The organism is Acinetobacter sp. Colony158, from assembly GCF_019264745.1.
Classification (GTDB): Bacteria; Pseudomonadota; Gammaproteobacteria; order Pseudomonadales; family Moraxellaceae; genus Acinetobacter; species Acinetobacter ursingii.
Genome location: NZ_CP078523.1, coordinates 483,575 through 502,166, shown reverse-complemented (window position 1 = coordinate 502,166; position 18,592 = coordinate 483,575). Strand labels below are relative to the sequence as shown.

The following is an 18,592-nucleotide window of genomic DNA, read 5'->3' as shown; positions in this document are numbered from 1 at the left end:
TTGCCACGTAATTTACCATTGACCTGTACCACAATAGTTTGAGTATTGCGGGTCAGTGCAGACTCATCAACGACAGGGAATGTGACCTGAACTAAATCAACACCAAACTGGCTCAATAAAGTCTGACTTAAATGCGGTGCAAATGGAGCAAGCAAGGTCAGAAGTGTCGTGATCGCTTCACGTGCTACAGCAACATCATTGTCATCTTTTGCTTCAAACTTATTGCTGGCATTAAGTAATTCCATCAATGCGGCAATCGCGGTATTGAAGGCATGACGACGTTCAATGTCATCACCCACTTTTTGAATGGTTTCATGGGTTTTACGACGTAAATCCTGAGCATCTTGAGACAGATTGGCTGTATCAATCGTCGTTGCTGGATTGCCTTGTTCCAAGAAGCCAGCAGCCAAACGCCATACACGTTTCAAGAAACGGTTTGCACCTTCCACACCTGCATCTGACCATTCTAGAGATTGATCTGGTGGTGCTGCAAACATCATAAACACACGTGCGGTATCTGCGCCGTATTGATCGATAATCGCTTGTGGGTCAATGCCGTTGTTTTTCGACTTGGACATTTTTTCTTGTCCACCGATCACGACATCCTGACCATCAGCTTTATATTTTGCAGACAGGATACGACCTTTTTCATCTTTTTCTAAAAGGATATCGGCAGGGTTAAACCATGTTTTTTTACCGTTTTCCGCTTCACGATAGAAGGTATCTGCTAACACCATGCCTTGAGTCAGCAAGTTGGTAAATGGTTCGTTACCTTGTACCACGCCTTCATCACGCATCAATTTATGGAAGAAACGTGCGTAAAGTAAATGCAAAATCGCGTGTTCCACACCACCGATATATTGGTTCACTGGAAGCCAGCTTTGCGCAGCTTCTGGTTTGACCATACCACCAGTGAAGTCTGGAGATGCATAACGTGCGTAATACCAAGATGACTCAACAAAAGTATCTAAAGTGTCTGTTTCACGACGCGCTTCGCCACCACAGCTTGGGCAAGTGGTCTGATAAAACTCTGGCATTTTATTGAGTGGATTACCCGAGCCATCTGGAACCACATCGGTTGGCAATACCACGGGCAATTGATCTTCTGGAACAGGTACTTGACCGCATTTGTCACAGTTGATCATTGGAATTGGGCAACCCCAGTAACGTTGACGAGAAACACCCCAGTCACGTAAACGGAATTGAACTTTGGCATTGGCAAGTCCTTGTGGCTCTAATTTTGCAAGGAAAGCATCAAATGCTGCCTGAAAATCTAGACCATCAAACTCGCCTGAATTCACCAGTTTGCCATCTTTAGAGCCGTACCATTCTTGCCATTCAGTTGCAGAATATTCTGCATCGTCAGCACCTTTGGCATCAATCACTTGGGTGATAGGCAAGTTAAATTTATTGGCAAATTCGAAATCACGTTCGTCATGTGCAGGAACTGCCATGACCGCGCCTGAGCCATAAGACATCAACACATAGTTGGCAATCCAGACAGGTAAATCTTCACCCGTTACAGGGTGTTTAACAGATAAGCCTGTTGCCATGCCTTTCTTTTCAGCTGTAGCTAAATCCGCTTCTGCGACTGAACCCATACGACATTCTTCAATAAATGCAGCAAGTTCAGGATTGCCTGCTTCTGCTTGGAGCGCCGCTGCTTTTAGTGCCATTGGATGTTCTGCTGCAACCGCAACATAAGTCACACCCATTAAGGTATCTGCACGGGTGGTGTAAACGGTTATGCCATCGGCGTAGACTTCGGTGTTTGCAGATGGAAAAGTAATGTCCATCCCTGTAGAACGACCAATCCAGTTGCGCTGCATGGTTAAAACTTGTTGTGGCCAACCGTCTTTTAATGTATCTAAATCGTCTAATAACTCTTGCGCATAGTCAGTGATGCGGAAGTAATACATTGGAATATCACGCTTTTCGACCAATGCGCCTGAGCGCCAGCCACGACCATTTTCAACTTGCTCGTTGGCAAGTACAGTCTGGTCAACGGGGTCCCAGTTTACGGTTGAAAGCTTACGATAGATCAAGCCTTTCTTATAAAGCTGAACAAATAACCATTGTTCCCAGTGATAATACTCTGGTGTACAGGTCGCAAATTCACGATCCCAATCCACAGACAAGCCCAATTTTTTTAATTGGTCACGCATATAGGCGATGTTTTCAAAGGTCCATTTGGCAGGTGCAACCTGATGCGCAATCGCTGCATTTTCAGCAGGTAAGCCAAAAGCATCCCAACCCATCGGTTGTAATACGGTTTCACCTTTTAAACGATGAAAACGGCTGATCACATCACCAATGGTATAATTACGCACATGCCCCATATGCAGTTTGCCACTTGGGTAGGGGAACATCGACAGGATGTAGCGATGTTTACCTTCAACAGTGTCTGCAACTTTAAATGCCTTGCGAGCTTCCCAGTCTTGTTGAACTTGAGCTTCGATAGCACTTGCTTGATATTCGGGGTCAATGTGAGTAGTCATAAACGTATTAAGGACAACAATGTAAAGTTAAAAAATATTGCTGCACAGCATAGCGCAAAATCAAAAAAAAAGCGCATGTTGTACAAGGGATTTTATACACAATATAAAAAACAGATCTGGAATCTATCCAGACCTGAGATTTATGTTTGATTTGAGTGAAGGGATTTAAACTGCACGATTTGTTGCTGGAGCAGCGCTTGGTGCGGTTTGTTCAGATTTTGGCATTACCTGAGGTGGATTAGGCGCAGGTGTTGATGACTGATTTTTATTGCCATTTTCTGTATTTGGCTGATTTTGCTCTGGATGAGATGGATTATTTTGTGTAGGGCGTGAGGTATGCCCATAAGTTTTAACTTGTCCTTGTTTTTTTGAACCTTTGGGTGGCGGTGTGGTGGTGTAGTGCGTCGAACCTTTGCTATCTACCCATTTGTAATATTGTTCAGCATGATTCTGAGTGGCAAATAGCATCAGACTAGCCATTAGCGCGCTTTGTGCTAAAAAAAATACCTTAGAACGATACACTATATATTTGCTCATAGCCTGAATGTCCATTAATAACAATCTGATTTTATAACGAAAAAAACGTCAATAAAGTTGAGTAATGCTGATTGTAAATCATACGCTTTAAATTGCGGTAAATGAACAAAAATGAAAAGAGGAATTGCGATAAATGGTGTAAATAAATCGATTAAGCTTCAAGTAATTTGGTTTAAAAATATACACACAAAAAATAAACGGCAAAAAGCGAGCATTTCGCCTTGACTTTAATAGTTGAAACATAAAAAATGTTCGCTTTAGTTTTATATGCCTTTATTCGATCACCCTTCGAATAATGTCATGGTATGTAATGGACATTCTCTCTAGCCGAGAGGGTGATTTTGCTCAAGACCTGTTTATCCCAACAGTTCTTTAATGAAGCTGAGACAACTTATACGGTGATCAGTTTAGAAATTTTTCCTATTACAGCAAAAACTTGGAAGTATGTGTGCTATAACAGTGCAGAAAGTAAATGAATGACACACTATTTATGTCTCCCATAAATGGTGCAAAAGACTAGGGTGAATCACGTTGGAACTTTTATCTGGTGGTGAAATGCTCGTTCGCGCACTTGCGGATGAGGGCGTTGAACACGTTTTTGGATATCCAGGCGGCGCAGTTTTACATATTTATGACGCGCTTTTTCAACAAGACAAAATTAATCATTACCTTGTACGCCATGAACAAGCCGCAGGTCATATGGCCGATGCTTACTCTCGCGTAACTGGTAAGACGGGTGTGGTGCTGGTCACTTCAGGTCCAGGCGCAACCAATACTGTCACTCCAATTGCTACAGCTTACATGGACTCAATCCCAATGGTGATTTTGTCTGGTCAGGTTGCCAGCCATTTAATTGGAGAAGATGCATTTCAGGAAACAGATATGGTCGGTATTTCCCGTCCAATCGTAAAGCACAGTTTTCAAGTGCGTCATGCCAGTGAAATTCCTGCCATTATCAAAAAAGCATTTTATATTGCTTCAAGTGGTCGTCCGGGGCCAGTTGTGGTCGATATTCCAAAGGATGCCACTAATCCTGCTGAAAAATTTGCCTATGAATATCCTGAAAAAGTGAAGATGCGTTCGTATCAACCACCTTCACGTGGACATTCAGGACAAATTCGTAAAGCCATTGATGAGTTGCTTTCTGCAAAGCGCCCCATGATTTATACGGGTGGTGGTGTGGTTCAGGGCAATGCATCTGCATTATTGACTGAGCTTGCGCATTTGCTCGGTTATCCAGTGACCAATACCCTAATGGGTTTGGGCGCGTTTCCTGGTGATGATCCACAATTTGTGGGCATGTTAGGGATGCACGGGACTTATGAAGCCAACATGGCGATGCATAATGCTGATGTGATTTTGGCGATTGGCGCGCGTTTTGATGACCGTGTAACCAATAATCCTGCCAAATTCTGTCAAAATGCCAAAGTCATTCATATTGATATTGACCCAGCAACCATTTCTAAGACCATTATGGCGCACATTCCTATCGTAGGTGCTGTTGAGCCCGTGCTTCAGGAAATGTTAGCGCAGCTTAAGCAAATGAATGTGTCGAAGCCAAATCCAAAAGATATTGCTGCTTGGTGGTCTCAGATTAATGAGTGGCGTAAAGTTCATGGCTTACGCTATGAAGCGGGTCAAAATGGTGTGATGAAACCGCAACAAGTGGTTGAAGCATTGGATCGTGTTACCAATAGTGAAGCGATTATTACTTCTGACGTTGGTCAGCATCAGATGTTTGGTGCGTTGTATTATAAATACAAGCGTCCACGTCAATGGATCAACTCAGGCGGTTTAGGCACGATGGGTGTTGGTTTACCTTACGCAATGGCTGCAAAACTTGCCTTCCCAGATCAGCAAGTGGTGTGTATCACGGGTGAGGCATCGATTCAAATGTGTATTCAGGAATTATCAACCTGTAAGCAATATGGATTAAATGTCAAAATCCTATGTCTGAATAACCGCGCCTTAGGGATGGTTAAACAATGGCAGGATATGAATTACGAAGGTCGTCATTCAAGTTCTTATGTTGAATCATTACCTGACTTTGCTAAATTGATGGAAGCGTATGGTCATGTTGGAATTACCATTGAACATGCAGATGAACTTGAGTCCAAGTTGGCTGAAGCGATGGCCATTAATGATAAATGTGTGTTCATTAATGTCATGGTTGATCGTACTGAGCATGTTTATCCAATGTTAATCGCAGGTCAGTCTATGCAAGACATGTGGTTAGGAAAAGGGGAGCGTACCTAATGAGACATATTATTTCTGTACTCGTTGAAAACGAAGCTGGTGCGCTTTCTCGTCTAGTTGGTTTGTTTAGTCAACGCGGCTATAACATTGAAACATTGAATGTTGCGCCAACTGAAGATGAAACTTTATCTCGTTTGACCTTGACCACGTATGGTGATGATCACAAGATTGAGCAAATTACCAAACAACTGAATAAACTGGTTGAAGTGGTGAAAGTCGTTGATCTTTCAGAAGGTGCTCATATTGAGCGTGAATTGATGTTGATCAAGGTGAAAGCCTTAGGTGTAGCTCGTGCTGAGATTAAACGCACTGCGGACATTTTTCGTGCACAAATCGTCGATGTAACGCCAACGACTTATACCATTCAGATTGCAGGGACTACCGATAAGCTTGATGGCTTTATCGATGCACTTGCAGAAAATACGATCTTGGAAGTGGTTCGTTCAGGTGTATCTGGTATCGCACGTGGCGAAAAGGTTTTAACAATTTAAGTTTTTWAAAAMCCCTCATCCCAACCTTCTCCCAGAGGGAGAAGAAGTGCCCTCTCCTTGAGAGGGTTAGGGTTAGGGTGAGGGGGAAATACTCAACATATTTTAAAGTTTTCATGGAGACAACAGATGCAAATTTTTTACGATAAAGACTGTGATTTATCTATCATCCAAGGCAAAAAAGTAGCCATTATTGGCTATGGTTCACAAGGTCATGCACACGCGCTTAACCTTAAAGATTCTGGCGTTGATGTCACCGTGGGTTTACGTGCGGGTTCTACTTCTTGGAAAAAAGCTGAAAATGCAGGCTTGAAAGTTTCTGAAGTTCCAGCAGCAGTTGCTCAAGCTGACTTAGTCATGATCTTGACCCCAGATGAATTCCAGTCACAACTTTATCGTGATGTAATTGAGCCGAATATCAAAGAGGGTGCGACTTTAGCATTTGCTCATGGTTTCTCTGTTCTTTATAACCAAGTTGTTCCACGTAAAGACTTGGATGTCATTATGGTTGCGCCTAAAGCACCAGGTCACACTGTACGTTCAGAATTCCAACGTGGTTCTGGTGTGCCAGATCTAATTGCAATCCATCAAGATGCTTCTGGTAATGCACGTAATGTGGCGCTTTCTTACGCTTCAGGCGTAGGTGGTGGTCGTACGGGTATCATCGAAACTTCTTTCCGTGAAGAAACTGAAACTGACTTGTTCGGTGAGCAAGCGGTTCTTTGTGGTGGTGCGGTTGAATTGGTGAAAATGGGCTTCGAAACTTTGGTAGAAGCGGGTTATTCTCCAGAAATGGCTTACTTCGAATGCTTACACGAACTTAAATTGATCGTGGATTTGATGTTCGAAGGTGGTATCGCAGACATGAACTACTCAGTGTCTAATAACGCTGAATATGGCGAGTATGTGACGGGTGTTGAAGTCATCAATGATCAATCACGTGAAGCAATGCGTAATGCGCTTAAACGTATCCAGTCTGGTGAATATGCGAAAATGTTCATTCAGGAAGGTGCGTTGAACTATCCTTCTATGACTGCACGTCGTCGTCAAAACGCTGCTCATGGTATCGAAGTGACGGGTAACAAGCTACGTGCGATGATGCCTTGGATCCAAGCAAACAAAATTGTTGATAAAGAGAAGAACTAATTTCACGAATCAATTAATTTGAATGCCAAGACCCACTCTATTTGAGTGGGTCTTTTATGTTTATTGTTACGTGCCTCAAAAAGATGAAAGCAGTGCTTCCATCTTTTTTCGTACCTTGGATTCAAGCGAATAAAATCGTAGACAAAGAAAAGAACTAATTTGAGTTGAGTTTCTGAAAAACCCTTCAAATTGCAGGGTTTTTCTTTATCACAGGGTTGTTGGAAACCCGTGATTTAATTCATAAAACCCATCAAATTTGTGTTTTTATTCTGTTGATTTTTAAGGTAAAAAAAACTTGACCTTCACAGCGATAGTGGTATTGTTTAATGACATCAAAAACTTGATGTTAAGAAGGTAAAGGTGAGCAGTGAGAGGGCTGTTTATTTAGCTTTCAAAATAAAAACAAGTATCTAATAACCATGGAAATTTTGTATGGTACATGTTGATTATGACTATACCTTTGTACTCGGTTCAGTTCTAGTCGCTGTCATCGTGTGCTATGTAGCTATTTCTACAGAACAATTAATTTTTAAAGACACCTACAAGCATTTTGAAAAATGGATTCTAATTTTCAGTAGTCTTATTTTAGGCTTTGCTATTTGGTCGATGCATTTTGTTGGGATGTTTGCCTGCCATTTACCTGAAGGCTATTCTTTCGATCTAGGCTTAACCATATTGTCCTACCTGATTGCAGCAGTAGCTTCACTGTTCGCACTTTGGTTAACGTCACGTCCAACTTTACCTTTGCCTCGTCTTGTCATTGGCTCTGTTCTCATGGGTTTGGGAATTTCAGGGATGCATTATACGGGTATGATGGGCTTGGTGATCGAAAATCATCATCTGGTCTATGATCCTTTGATTGTTGTATTTTCAGTGCTCATTGCGATTAGTGGTTCGGGTTTGGCTTTTTTTCTCATTTTTAAATATAAAAGTGCAATTGGACGGAAATCTGGGTTAAAGCTAGCAATAGCGGTGACGATGGCGCTCAGTATTGTGGGGATGCACTATACGGGTATGGCTGCGACTACATTCATTTCGACTCATAATAATCATGTCATGATGCGTTATGAAGCAGGTCAGGGACTGCTCTTATTTACTATTCTGTTTGTGACTAGCCTGATTTTGGTTGCTGGTTTTTGTGTTGCTGTTCTAGAGCTCAGGCTGGAGGAGCGTAATCATGCACTTTCACAATTAAATAAAGAACTTGCAGGTCTAGCGACCAAAGATAATCTAACCAAATTACCTAATCGTTTATTTTTAGTTGATTATGCGCAAGTCATTTTTGCAGAACACCGTTTACGTGAGCAGAATATTGCTTTTTTATATTTAGATTTGGATCGCTTTAAGTCAGTCAATGATGCTTTTGGTCATCATGTAGGAGACCAGTTATTGATTCAGATGGCGAATCGTGTTTACCGCCATTTAAATGAACGAAGTAAGTTTTTGAGAATAGGGGGTGATGAGTTTTTACTGATCATTGAAAACTCGACTATTGCAGAAGCAATTGAAAAAGCTGAAGATGTTTTGCAGCAGGTTCAGGAAACCTATCTCATTATTGGCAAAGAAATTAATGTATCGGCCAGTGTGGGGATCGCGATGTATCCTGAACATGGCGCGAATTTACAAGATTTATTAATTAATGCTGATGCGGCCATGTTGAGTTCTAAAGAGCAGGGACGTAATACCAGTACATTGTTTAGTTATTCCAGCGTACAGGATGAGGCAAAAAGTCAGTCCAAATTGATCAATGATTTGTATAAGGCTGTAGATGAGCAACAATTTGTATTATTTTACCAGCCCAAATTCACCATTCATCAAAAAATTTGTGGGGTGGAAGCTTTAATTCGCTGGCAACATCCAACATTGGGATTACTCACTCCCCATATGTTTATTGATGGCGCGGAAAAAACGGGTTTGATTGTTCCAATGGGCTATTGGGCACTTGAAGAGGCCTGTAAGCAGATTCAGGAATGGGTTCATAATAATATTCCTTTTTATCCGATTGCCGTTAATCTTTCTGCAATTCAATTTGAAAACAAAAAATTATTTTCAACTCTTGAAAGTTTAATAGAAAAATATAATATTCAACCTAATCATTTAATTATCGAAATTACTGAATCAACTGCGATGCGTCATATTGATATGAGTATTCGCACTTTTGAACGTTTACGTGATTTGGGTATTCGTATCGCCATTGATGACTTTGGTACAGGTCATTCTAGTTTTCTTTATTTAAAAGATTTACCTGTAGATGAGCTTAAGATTGATCGTGGTTTTATTGTGAACCTTGAATCAGGTTCGAAAGAAAAAATTATTCTGGAAAGTATTATTCAGCTAGCAACAAAATTAGGATTATGTGTCACAGCCGAAGGCGTGGAAACTCCTCAACAAGCCGAAATTTTAAGTCGTTTAGGTTGCCATCAGCTACAAGGTTATCTATTGGGTACGCCTGTTTCAGTAGATCGTCTTGCTATATATAAAGAAAATCACCAATTTGCTTAAATTTTTTTTATAAATTATTGATATTTAATTTTTTTAATAATTTGGATAGTTCAGTAATTTTTTTATATATTAAGTTCTTTTTTGGAACTTGATTGTGTATAGTATTGATATCTGCTGATGTTAAGGACGAATGCTCATTTTAATACAGCAGGATTTATACGATTTTAATTATCTAAGTATTTAAAAAAGATAGCACAGGAGAAAACGGATCATGGATTTAAAAAAGATGACAGGATTGGAAATAATGCAGGCCTTTGCTCAAGGCTTATTTCCCGCACCTGGTATTGCGAAAACCATGCCGATGCAACCACTTGAAGTTGAACATGGGCGAATTGTATTTGAAGCGATCGCGGATGAACGACATACCAATCCTTTAGGTGGTGTGCATGGTGGTTTTGCTGCCACAGTACTTGATTCGGTCACTGGTTGCGCTACACATACAGTTTTGGCGGCAGGAGAGGCGTATGGCACGACAGATCTAGCCATTAAAATGTGTCGTCCGATGCCATTTAATCAAAAGCTGATCGCTGAAGGCAAGGTGATTAATATGGGCAAGAATCTGGTGATTTCAGAAGGCTATTTACGTGACGAAAACGGTAAATTATATGCGCATGCTACAGCGACCAACATGATTATTCGTGCTAAATCTTAGAGGAATCATTGATTCGAAAATAGACGAAATAATTCATTTTTTCTTCAAAAAGTAAGCAAGGTCGAGAACAGATTTTCAACTTTGCTAAATACCAGATATCATCATTGAAATTTGTATTGGATACATCCGATGTAAGAAAGCAATAAACAGTTTTGGTATTTAGGCGCTGACTGCCGAAGATAGCATGTGGATAAAACAGATTTCATCCACAGAAACGGATGTGGCGATTTATCCTTTTGCTATTTCTGCTACAATTGCGCCAATTTTAGTTTTCTTACATCTAGGTAACAAATCGTGTTTACCGCAACGATGTTCAATATGAAGATTTATACATGTTTAAAGATCAGTTAGCGCAAGAAGTGAGTGCGCGTAGAACCTTTGCCATCATTTCGCATCCTGATGCGGGTAAAACGACCATGACAGAAAAATTACTGTTATGGGGTAAAGCCATTCAGGTTGCAGGTATGGTAAAAAGCCGTAAATCTGACCGTGCAGCGACATCTGACTGGATGGAAATGGAAAAAGAACGCGGGATTTCGATTACCACGTCGGTGATGCAGTTCCCCTATAAAAAACATACCATTAACCTACTCGATACGCCGGGACATGAAGACTTTTCCGAAGATACCTACCGTACTCTAACCGCAGTAGACTCGGCATTGATGGTGATTGATGGTGCAAAAGGGGTCGAGGAGCGAACCATTAAATTGATGGAAGTGTGTCGTATGCGTGATACGCCGATCATTTCTTTCGTCAACAAAATGGACCGAGAAATTCGAGAGCCTTTAGAACTTCTGGATGAAATCGAAAATGTTTTGAATATTCGCTGCGTTCCTATTACATGGCCTTTAGGCATGGGACGCGACTTTGCGGGTGTTTATAATATTCTTGAAGATAAATTATATGTCTATAAGGCAGGTTTTGGTTCAACCATTACCGATATCGAAGTGCGTGATGGTTATGATCATGCTGATATTCGTGAAAAAGTCGGTGAATTGGCTTGGGCTTCATTTGAAGAGTCCTTAGAACTGGTGCAAATGGCCAATGAACCTTTAGATCGTGATTTGTTCCTGCAAGGTAAACAAACGCCTGTACTTTTTGGTACAGCTTTGGGTAACTTTGCCGTTGATCATGTACTTGATGCCTTTATTCAATGGGCGCCAGAGCCGAAAGCACATCCCACGCAGGAACGTACCGTTGAAGCTACGGAAGAAGGCTTTAGTGGTTTTGTTTTTAAAATTCAAGCTAATATGGATCCGAAACATCGTGACCGTATTGCCTTTATGCGTATTTGCTCAGGCAAATATGAAAAAGGTTTAAAGATGAATCACGTGCGTATTGGAAAAGATGTGCGTATTTCAGATGCATTGACCTTCCTTGCAGGTGAGCGTGAGCATCTGGAAGAAGCTTGGCCGGGTGATATTATTGGTTTACATAATCACGGCACGATTCAGATTGGGGATACCTTTACCAGTGGTGAAAAGCTACATTTTACTGGTATTCCACACTTTGCCCCAGAAATGTTCCGTCGTGTCCGTTTGCGTGATCCTCTCAAATCCAAACAACTACAAAAAGGTTTAAAAGAGTTGTCGGAAGAAGGGGCAACCCAAGTCTTTATGCCACAAAATAGCAATGATTTGATCGTCGGTGCGGTGGGGGTACTTCAGTTTGATGTTGTCGCATATCGCTTAAAAGAAGAATACAAAGTCGATTGTATTTATGAGCCAGTCAACATTAATACCGTGCGCTGGATCTACTGTGATGATGATAAAAAAATGAATGACTTCAAGAAAAAAGCCCATGATCAATTGTCGCTAGATGGTGGTGGTCATTTGACTTATCTGGCACCGAGTCGTGTTAATTTGCAAATTATGCAGGAACGCTGGCCTGATATTGAGTTCCGCAATACACGCGAACACTAAATTGCATGCAGCAGCTTCTTTCGGGAAGCTGTTTTTTATTTTAAAGTAGACGCTTTGATCAATGTGGGAAAGCATCATGCAGATGACAAAACAGTTCTTGATGGTGGGTTTAATCGGGATATTGTCCATGCTGGCTGCTTGCACAAAAAGCGATCATGATCAGAAAGCTGAGCAGGAAAAGTCGGCTACTTCACACGATAAAGCAGAGATTTTACCTTATTTGGATATTCAGGAAAGCAAAGCCAAATATGCGTTGCCTTTTTGTGAAAAGAAAAACTGTATTGATATTGATATACAAAGTATTCAGACTAAAGACAGTTGGCTTAATAGCTGGGTTGAGCAAAAACTGGCGTATGTGGTGCAGGCGCAAATCGGTCAAAATCAGAAAATCAATTTGCAAAAAGCTATTAATGCCTATGTTGCCAAATCTGATACATGGCAGGATCAGTATTCTAAAAATCAGGCTTATGAGCTCCATATCACCACGCGAGTCGCTTCGCAGCGTAATGAATATGTATTATTGCAAGTTGGCCTAAACTCAAAACAAGAAGAAGTCACCGTAAAAGATCGTTATTATTTCTTTGTGGCCAATCGCAAACTGCAAAAAGAAGTCAACATTCTGGATATTTTACAGAAGAATCAACAAAGTAACATGAACCAGATTGTTCAGGATCATTATCAAAAATGGTTGAAGCAACAATCGGCTGAAGTACAGGCCGAAGCGCCGAAAAAATTATATTGGGGACAGGCGGACTGGTTTTTTGATAGCGAAGGAATTGGACTGCACTATCGTGCCAATCAAATTAGCAAACGAGCGGGTCAATTTGATATTTATTTATCAACAGCGCAAACTAAAACATTGTTACAGCCTGAGATTTATCACAAAATGTTTTAATCTGTATTGAAATTTACACAATACTGGTCAAGCATGATCAAGTTACATTAGCATGAATTGAAAATTATTTTTTGTTAGGCAATCACGATGTTGCAATCTAAATATTCGCTGTTTCCAGCTCCACAAAGAAAACAATCTACTGCAAAACTTAGTTTGACAGTTGCGGTCTGTGCTTTATTGCTCACTGCTTGTCAGCCCAAGTCTAAACCTGAAGATACTGACCAGAAGCAAAATGCGGCTTCTGAAGTACAACCACAAGTGTTGGCACTTGAAGGGTCATCTGTACGATTAGCTGTGAATTTGCCAGATTGTTCAGGCAAGAACTGCCCTCAATTTGTGGTTGAACGTTTACAGAGTAATTTCCCTTTTATTGATCAAATCATGGATCGGGAAATTTTAAAGAACTTAAAACAAATTTTGGATATTTCAGAGATTAATCAAAAAGAGCAGGCGGCTTCAACACCTGAAACGAATCCATCGAAATCGGATGATGTTGCTGCGAGTTCAGAACCTGTATCTGAGCAGAAAAAAATGCAGCAACAAGTTGAGCCCTATGTTCAATCTTTTGTCGAGATGGATAAAGAATTAAAAGCGTTGAGTGCCAATCATCAGATTAATATCATGATTAAACCCTCGATTCTAAAATCTCAAGAACCGATCGCGACTGTGGTTTTAAATACCAGTAGCTATTTAGGTGGTGCGCATGGTTCTTCGGCACAGCAATATTACAATTTTGATTTGAAGCAACAAAAGCAAATTCAACTGAATGATTTACTTTTGCCCAATCAGAGAAGGGCACTGGAAGCTAAAGCACATGATGCTTTTAAAGCATGGGTGATGGACTCTAAACTTGCGGATAATGTTAACGATTATGAACAAGCTTGGAAGTTTAAGCTTTCAGATAATTTCTTATTAGGCGAGCAAGGTTTAATTTTACAATATGGCGAATATGAAATTGGGCCTTATTCAGCAGGCTTACCACGTTTGGTGATTCCTTATGATCAACTCAACGGTATTTTAAAAGCTGAATATTTACCACATACTCAGGCAACTTCTGAGCCTGTGGTTAATGCGCAGCATCATCAGCCACAGAGTTAAGGGATGCATTTTTCACTATTTGATACGCATACGCATTTTGATGTGCCAGATTTTGATCCTGATCGGAAGGAACTGGCACAACAAGCCAAAGCTGTTGGTGTAGAAAGACTGATTTTAATTGGCTTTAGCGAGTCCAGATTTGCAGATTTGATTCGTATTCAACATGAATTAAATCAGTTACAGCATGCTCCTATCAGCTATTTGGCTCCGGGGCTGCATCCTTTTTATATTGAGCAGCATGCGCTAGATCATTTGGAACGATTGGAACAAATTTTAAAACAAGAGTCCTGTATTGCTGTCGGGGAAATTGGACTTGATACTTTTTTACCACAGCATAAACAGCCAGAACTTTATCTGAAACAAAAGCAATATTTCACGGATCAACTGAATTTAGCCATGCAGTATAACAAACCTGTGTTATTGCATATTCGAAAAGCACATGCAGATGTGTTACAGATTTTAAAACAGCAACACTTTAAGTTAGGCGGTATCGCACATGCTTTTAGTGGTGGTGTTGAAGAAGCCAAAGCTTTTATTCAACTTGGCTTTAAGTTGGGTATTACTGGGCAAATTACCAACCCAAATGCAAAAAAACTGCATCGTGTCGTTGCAGAAGTTGGACTTGACCATTTGGTTCTTGAAACGGATTGTCCCGATATGACGCCATTGTGTTGTCAACAATCGAGCGAACATCGAACCCGAAATACGCCTGTGAATTTACCTTATGTATTACAGGGTTTAGCGGCAAGTTTAGCCATCGATGAAGCAACAGTTGCCCAAAAAGTATGGGAAAATTCATTGAACGCACTTCAACTAACGCAATAAAAAACAAGTACATTCAAAAGTATAACCAAAAGAAAACATTCTAATTTTAAAAGTGGCATACATTAAAAGAAGCCAATGAAACTTTAAAAGAACATAGCCAAACCGGAGGATAGCCGCATGGCCAGCTATAGCAAAATCAATAGTTTTAATGCTTTAAAAACACTCAATGTCGGTTCAGCTCAATATCAGATTTTTAGTTTGCAACAAGCAGCTCCGAAGCTCGGTGATATTCACAAGCTTCCCAAATCCTTAAAAGTATTATTAGAAAATTTGTTACGCTTTGAAGATGATCTGACGGTAAGCGCTACGCATATCCATGCCTTAGTCGATTGGCAAAAAACCAAAACATCGGATCAGGAAATTCAATATCGTCCTGCTCGTGTGCTGATGCAGGATTTTACAGGTGTGCCTGCGGTGGTCGATTTGGCTGCGATGCGTGCTGCTATGGCCAAAGCGGGTGGAGATCCTGAAAAAATTAATCCACTTTCGCCTGTTGATCTGGTGATTGACCATTCGGTGATGGTTGATCATTTTGCCAATGATCATGCCTTTGAAGAAAATGTCGAAATTGAAATGCAGCGTAACGGTGAGCGTTATCAGTTCTTACGTTGGGGACAGTCTGCATTTAATAACTTTAGTGTAGTGCCACCCGGAACAGGGATTTGCCATCAGGTCAATCTGGAATATCTGGCTCAAGCGGTTTGGACAGGTGAAGAACAAGGACAAACTTTTGCTTTTCCCGACACTTTGGTCGGAACAGATTCGCACACTACCATGATCAATGGCTTGGGCGTATTGGGTTGGGGCGTGGGAGGGATCGAGGCTGAAGCTGCGATGTTAGGTCAGCCGATTTCCATGCTGATTCCAGAAGTAATCGGATTTAAACTGACAGGAAAATTAAAAGAAGGGATTACCGCAACAGATTTAGTGCTGACAATTACCCAAATGCTTCGTCAAAAAGGCGTCGTGGGTAAATTTGTGGAGTTTTATGGTGATGGTCTAGCGGACTTACCATTGGCAGATCGGGCAACGATTGCCAATATGGCACCTGAATATGGTGCGACATGTGGTTTTTTCCCGATAGATGATATTACCCTTGAATATATGCGTTTAACAGGACGTAAAGCTGACCGTATCGCGTTGGTCGAAGCCTATAGTAAAGAACAGGGTTTGTGGCGTAGTACAGGTGACGAACCTGTCTTTACCGATACTTTAACGCTAGATATGGCAACGGTCGAAGCCAGTTTGGCAGGGCCAAAACGTCCACAGGATCGTGTGGTATTGGCCAAAGTACCTGAAACGTTTCAAGCTGTCATGGATTTGACTTTAAAGCCAACGAAGCCTGAAAAAGAGCGTTTAGAAAATGAAGGCGGTGGCGGGACAGCGGTTGATGCACAGCAAGCCAATTTTGAACCTGAAACAGCCCATTGTGTGATTGATGGCGAACGTTATGAGCTGCATCATGGTGATGTGGTGATTTCAGCGATTACATCGTGTACCAATACATCGAATCCAAGTGTGATGTTGGCGGCAGGTTTACTCGCCAAAAAAGCCATTGAAAAAGGTTTGCAACGTAAGCCATGGGTAAAAAGCTCTCTGGCTCCGGGTTCTAAGGTCGTCACAGATTATCTGGCTGCTGCGGGTGTGACCCCATATCTGGATGAATTAGGTTATAACCTTGTGGGTTATGGTTGTACTACGTGTATTGGTAACTCAGGTCCATTACCAGATCCGATCGAGGCCGCGATTCAGAAATATGACTTAAATGTCGCATCTGTCTTGTCTGGCAACCGTAACTTTGAAGGGCGTGTACATCCCTTGGTGAAAACCAATTGGTTAGCTTCTCCTCCCTTAGTTGTGGCTTATGGATTGGCGGGAACCATTCGTAAAGATTTAACTTCTGAACCGATTGGGCAGGGCAAAAATGGCGAGGATATTTATTTAAAAGATATCTGGCCGAGCAGTGCTGAAATTGCAGAAGTTTTGCAGAAAGTGAATACGGATATGTTCCATAAGGAATACGCGGCTGTATTTGAGGGCGATGAGAGTTGGAAGTCGATTCAAATTCCACAAAGTAAAACTTATGAGTGGGAAGATGATTCGACGTATATTCGTCATCCACCGTTTTTTGAGGGTATTGATCAGCCACCAGAATCCATCACCAATATTGATTCAGGACGAATTTTAGCAGTATTGGGCGATTCAGTTACCACCGATCATATTTCTCCTGCGGGAAATATCAAAAAGGACAGCCCAGCGGGACGTTACTTACAGGAACATGGAATTGAGCCTAAAGACTTTAACTCTTATGGTTCGCGCCGTGGTAATCATGAAGTGATGATGCGCGGTACCTTTGCCAATATTCGTATTAAAAATGAAATGCTTGGTGGTGAAGAGGGTGGTAATACCATTTATATTCCAACAGGTGAAAAATTGGCGATTTATGATGCAGCCATGCGATATAAAGAAGATCAAACGCCATTGGTCATTGTTGCAGGTAAAGAGTACGGTACAGGCTCATCACGTGACTGGGCGGCAAAAGGCACCAATCTTTTGGGTGTGAAAGCGGTCATAGCGGAAAGTTTTGAGCGTATTCACCGTTCAAATCTGGTGGGGATGGGCGTGTTACCACTTCAGTTTGTGGATGGACAAAATCGTCAATCGCTGAGCCTGACAGGTAAAGAACAGTTGTCGATTTCTGGGCTTTCGGATGATATTCAACCTCATCAAACACTGGATATCACAGTGAAACGTGAGGATGGCTCAACCGATCAGTTTAAAGTGTTATGCCGTATTGATACTCTAAATGAAGTTGAATACTTTAAGGCAGGCGGTATTTTGCATTATGTATTGCGTAATTTGATTGCGGCGTAAAAATAACTCAGTTCCTTTAACTGCCTTCTTCATGGCAAGAGGGTGGTTGTCAAATTCAGGCACTAACATTCTCAAATTAAACCCAGTAAAATAGCATGCTGAAAAATTCCTGAAAGAAGATGTAATGACTGTACTCCAAGCCGATGAATATGACCGCCGTTTCGCAGGCGTTGCCAAGATATATGGTGATGATGCGTTTACTCATTATGAAAAAAGTCATGTTATGGTGATTGGAATTGGCGGTGTTGGAAGTTGGGCTGTGGAAGCACTTGCACGTACAGGGATTGGCGAATTGACACTGGTAGATATGGATGTACTAGCTGCATCCAATATTAATCGTCAGTTGCCTGCGCTATCTTCAACTTTGGGGCAGGAAAAAGCAGAAGTCATGGCGGAACGCTGTCGTCAGATTAACCCCCGGATCAAGGTCAATGTGATCGATGATTTTCTTTCATCTGAGAATGTCGCAGACCTATTGATGTCTAAACCCGATGTGGTTTTGGACTGTATTGATGATGTCAAAGCCAAACTGGCTTTAATGCTGCATTGTCGTTTTAATAAAATCCCTTTAATTGTCTCGGGCGGCGCAGGTGGAAAAATTGATCCGCTCAAAATTCGAGTGGCTGATCTGTCCAAAACTGAACAAGACCCGATGTTGGCAAAATTACGCAGTCAATTACGTGCTAAAGGAATTTGTAAAAAGCCAAAAGAAAAATTCGGGATGACCTGTATTTATTCGCTCGAACAACCTACCTTACAAAACAATCTATGCGCGAGTGCGGGTTTACGCTGTGGCGGCTATGGTTCATCGGTAATGGTGACTTCCAGCTTTGGCATGATTGCAGCGGCTGAAGTCTTAAAAAAATTGGATATAAAAAAAATCAAGCCTGAATAAGCTT

General features: G+C 41.2%; 13 protein-coding genes. 11 read left to right on the top strand and 2 right to left on the bottom strand.

Features of this window, described 5'->3' with window-relative positions; translation table 11 throughout:
- Together leuS and JR005_RS01690 are read right to left on the bottom strand one after the other, a co-directional pair.
- A partial coding sequence (gene leuS / locus JR005_RS01695; RefSeq protein ID WP_228731730.1) for a leucine--tRNA ligase occupies window positions 1–2,498 on the bottom strand: 2,498 nt, incomplete at its 3' end.
- A 165-nt stretch (window positions 2,499–2,663) separates the two neighbouring features.
- Window positions 2,664–3,035 carry a DUF4124 domain-containing protein gene (locus tag JR005_RS01690; protein ID WP_005002922.1) on the bottom strand — a complete coding sequence of 124 codons (372 nt, stop codon included), beginning with the start codon at window positions 3,033–3,035 and terminating at the stop codon, window positions 2,664–2,666.
- 531 nt (window positions 3,036–3,566) lie between these two features.
- Here JR005_RS01690 and JR005_RS01685 point away from each other — a divergent pair.
- The 11 genes from JR005_RS01685 to JR005_RS01635 all read left to right on the top strand — a co-directional run bounded on the left by JR005_RS01685 (window position 3,567) and on the right by JR005_RS01635 (window position 18,588).
- A complete protein-coding gene (locus JR005_RS01685) occupies window positions 3,567–5,291 on the top strand; it encodes an acetolactate synthase 3 large subunit (protein WP_218665483.1) in 1,725 nt (574 codons plus the stop codon).
- Window positions 5,291–5,782 carry an acetolactate synthase small subunit gene (gene ilvN, locus JR005_RS01680; RefSeq protein WP_218665482.1) on the top strand — a complete coding sequence of 164 codons (492 nt, stop codon included), beginning with the start codon at window positions 5,291–5,293 and terminating at the stop codon, window positions 5,780–5,782. The genes JR005_RS01685 and ilvN overlap by 1 nt, the downstream gene beginning before the upstream one ends.
- A 126-nt stretch (window positions 5,783–5,908) precedes the next feature.
- Complete coding sequence (ilvC, locus tag JR005_RS01675; RefSeq protein WP_004990871.1) at window positions 5,909–6,925, top strand: ketol-acid reductoisomerase; 1,017 nt, start codon at window positions 5,909–5,911, stop codon at window positions 6,923–6,925.
- A gap of 432 nt (window positions 6,926–7,357) precedes the next feature.
- A complete protein-coding gene (locus JR005_RS01670) occupies window positions 7,358–9,427 on the top strand; it encodes an EAL domain-containing protein (RefSeq protein ID WP_218665481.1) in 2,070 nt (689 codons plus the stop codon).
- Window positions 9,428–9,638: 211 nt separating this feature from the next.
- Window positions 9,639–10,079, top strand: a complete 441-nt coding sequence (locus tag JR005_RS01665; protein ID WP_004990861.1) for a PaaI family thioesterase — start codon at window positions 9,639–9,641, stop codon at window positions 10,077–10,079.
- 332 nt (window positions 10,080–10,411) lie between these two features.
- Window positions 10,412–12,001 (top strand): peptide chain release factor 3, encoded by a 1,590-nt coding sequence (locus JR005_RS01660; protein WP_004990859.1) that lies wholly within the window; start codon window positions 10,412–10,414, stop codon window positions 11,999–12,001.
- A 76-nt stretch (window positions 12,002–12,077) separates the two neighbouring features.
- Complete coding sequence (locus tag JR005_RS01655) at window positions 12,078–12,896, top strand: hypothetical protein (RefSeq protein WP_218665480.1); 819 nt, start codon at window positions 12,078–12,080, stop codon at window positions 12,894–12,896.
- Window positions 12,897–12,983: 87 nt separating this feature from the next.
- Window positions 12,984–13,994 (top strand): RsiV family protein, encoded by a 1,011-nt coding sequence (locus JR005_RS01650; protein ID WP_218665479.1) that lies wholly within the window; start codon window positions 12,984–12,986, stop codon window positions 13,992–13,994.
- 3 nt (window positions 13,995–13,997) lie between these two features.
- The gene (locus tag JR005_RS01645; protein WP_218665478.1) at window positions 13,998–14,819 is read left to right on the top strand and encodes a TatD family hydrolase; all 822 of its coding nucleotides are present in this window, start codon (window positions 13,998–14,000) and stop codon (window positions 14,817–14,819) included.
- 117 nt (window positions 14,820–14,936) lie between these two features.
- The gene (gene acnA / locus JR005_RS01640) at window positions 14,937–17,693 is read left to right on the top strand and encodes an aconitate hydratase AcnA (RefSeq protein ID WP_218665477.1); all 2,757 of its coding nucleotides are present in this window, start codon (window positions 14,937–14,939) and stop codon (window positions 17,691–17,693) included.
- Window positions 17,694–17,817: 124 nt separating this feature from the next.
- Window positions 17,818–18,588: a ThiF family adenylyltransferase gene (locus JR005_RS01635; protein WP_218665476.1), complete on the top strand. Its 771-nt coding sequence runs from the start codon at window positions 17,818–17,820 to the stop codon at window positions 18,586–18,588.
- Window positions 18,589–18,592 lie beyond the last annotated feature (4 nt).

Excerpts from the sequence above, each read along its gene's own strand:
- JR005_RS01670 (WP_218665481.1), top strand. The coding sequence starts at position 7,358 with ATGGTACATGTTGATTATGACTATACCTTTGTACTCGGTTCAGTTCTA.
- JR005_RS01690 (WP_005002922.1), bottom strand. The coding sequence starts at position 3,035 with ATGAGCAAATATATAGTGTATCGTTCTAAGGTATTTTTTTTAGCACAA.
- ilvN (WP_218665482.1), top strand. The coding sequence starts at position 5,291 with ATGAGACATATTATTTCTGTACTCGTTGAAAACGAAGCTGGTGCGCTT.
- acnA (WP_218665477.1), top strand. The coding sequence starts at position 14,937 with ATGGCCAGCTATAGCAAAATCAATAGTTTTAATGCTTTAAAAACACTC.
- JR005_RS01645 (WP_218665478.1), top strand. The coding sequence starts at position 13,998 with ATGCATTTTTCACTATTTGATACGCATACGCATTTTGATGTGCCAGAT.
- JR005_RS01665 (WP_004990861.1), top strand. The coding sequence starts at position 9,639 with ATGGATTTAAAAAAGATGACAGGATTGGAAATAATGCAGGCCTTTGCT.
- JR005_RS01655 (WP_218665480.1), top strand. The coding sequence starts at position 12,078 with ATGCAGATGACAAAACAGTTCTTGATGGTGGGTTTAATCGGGATATTG.
- JR005_RS01635 (WP_218665476.1), top strand. The coding sequence starts at position 17,818 with ATGACTGTACTCCAAGCCGATGAATATGACCGCCGTTTCGCAGGCGTT.
- JR005_RS01650 (WP_218665479.1), top strand. The coding sequence starts at position 12,984 with ATGTTGCAATCTAAATATTCGCTGTTTCCAGCTCCACAAAGAAAACAA.
- ilvC (WP_004990871.1), top strand. The coding sequence starts at position 5,909 with ATGCAAATTTTTTACGATAAAGACTGTGATTTATCTATCATCCAAGGC.
- JR005_RS01660 (WP_004990859.1), top strand. The coding sequence starts at position 10,412 with ATGTTTAAAGATCAGTTAGCGCAAGAAGTGAGTGCGCGTAGAACCTTT.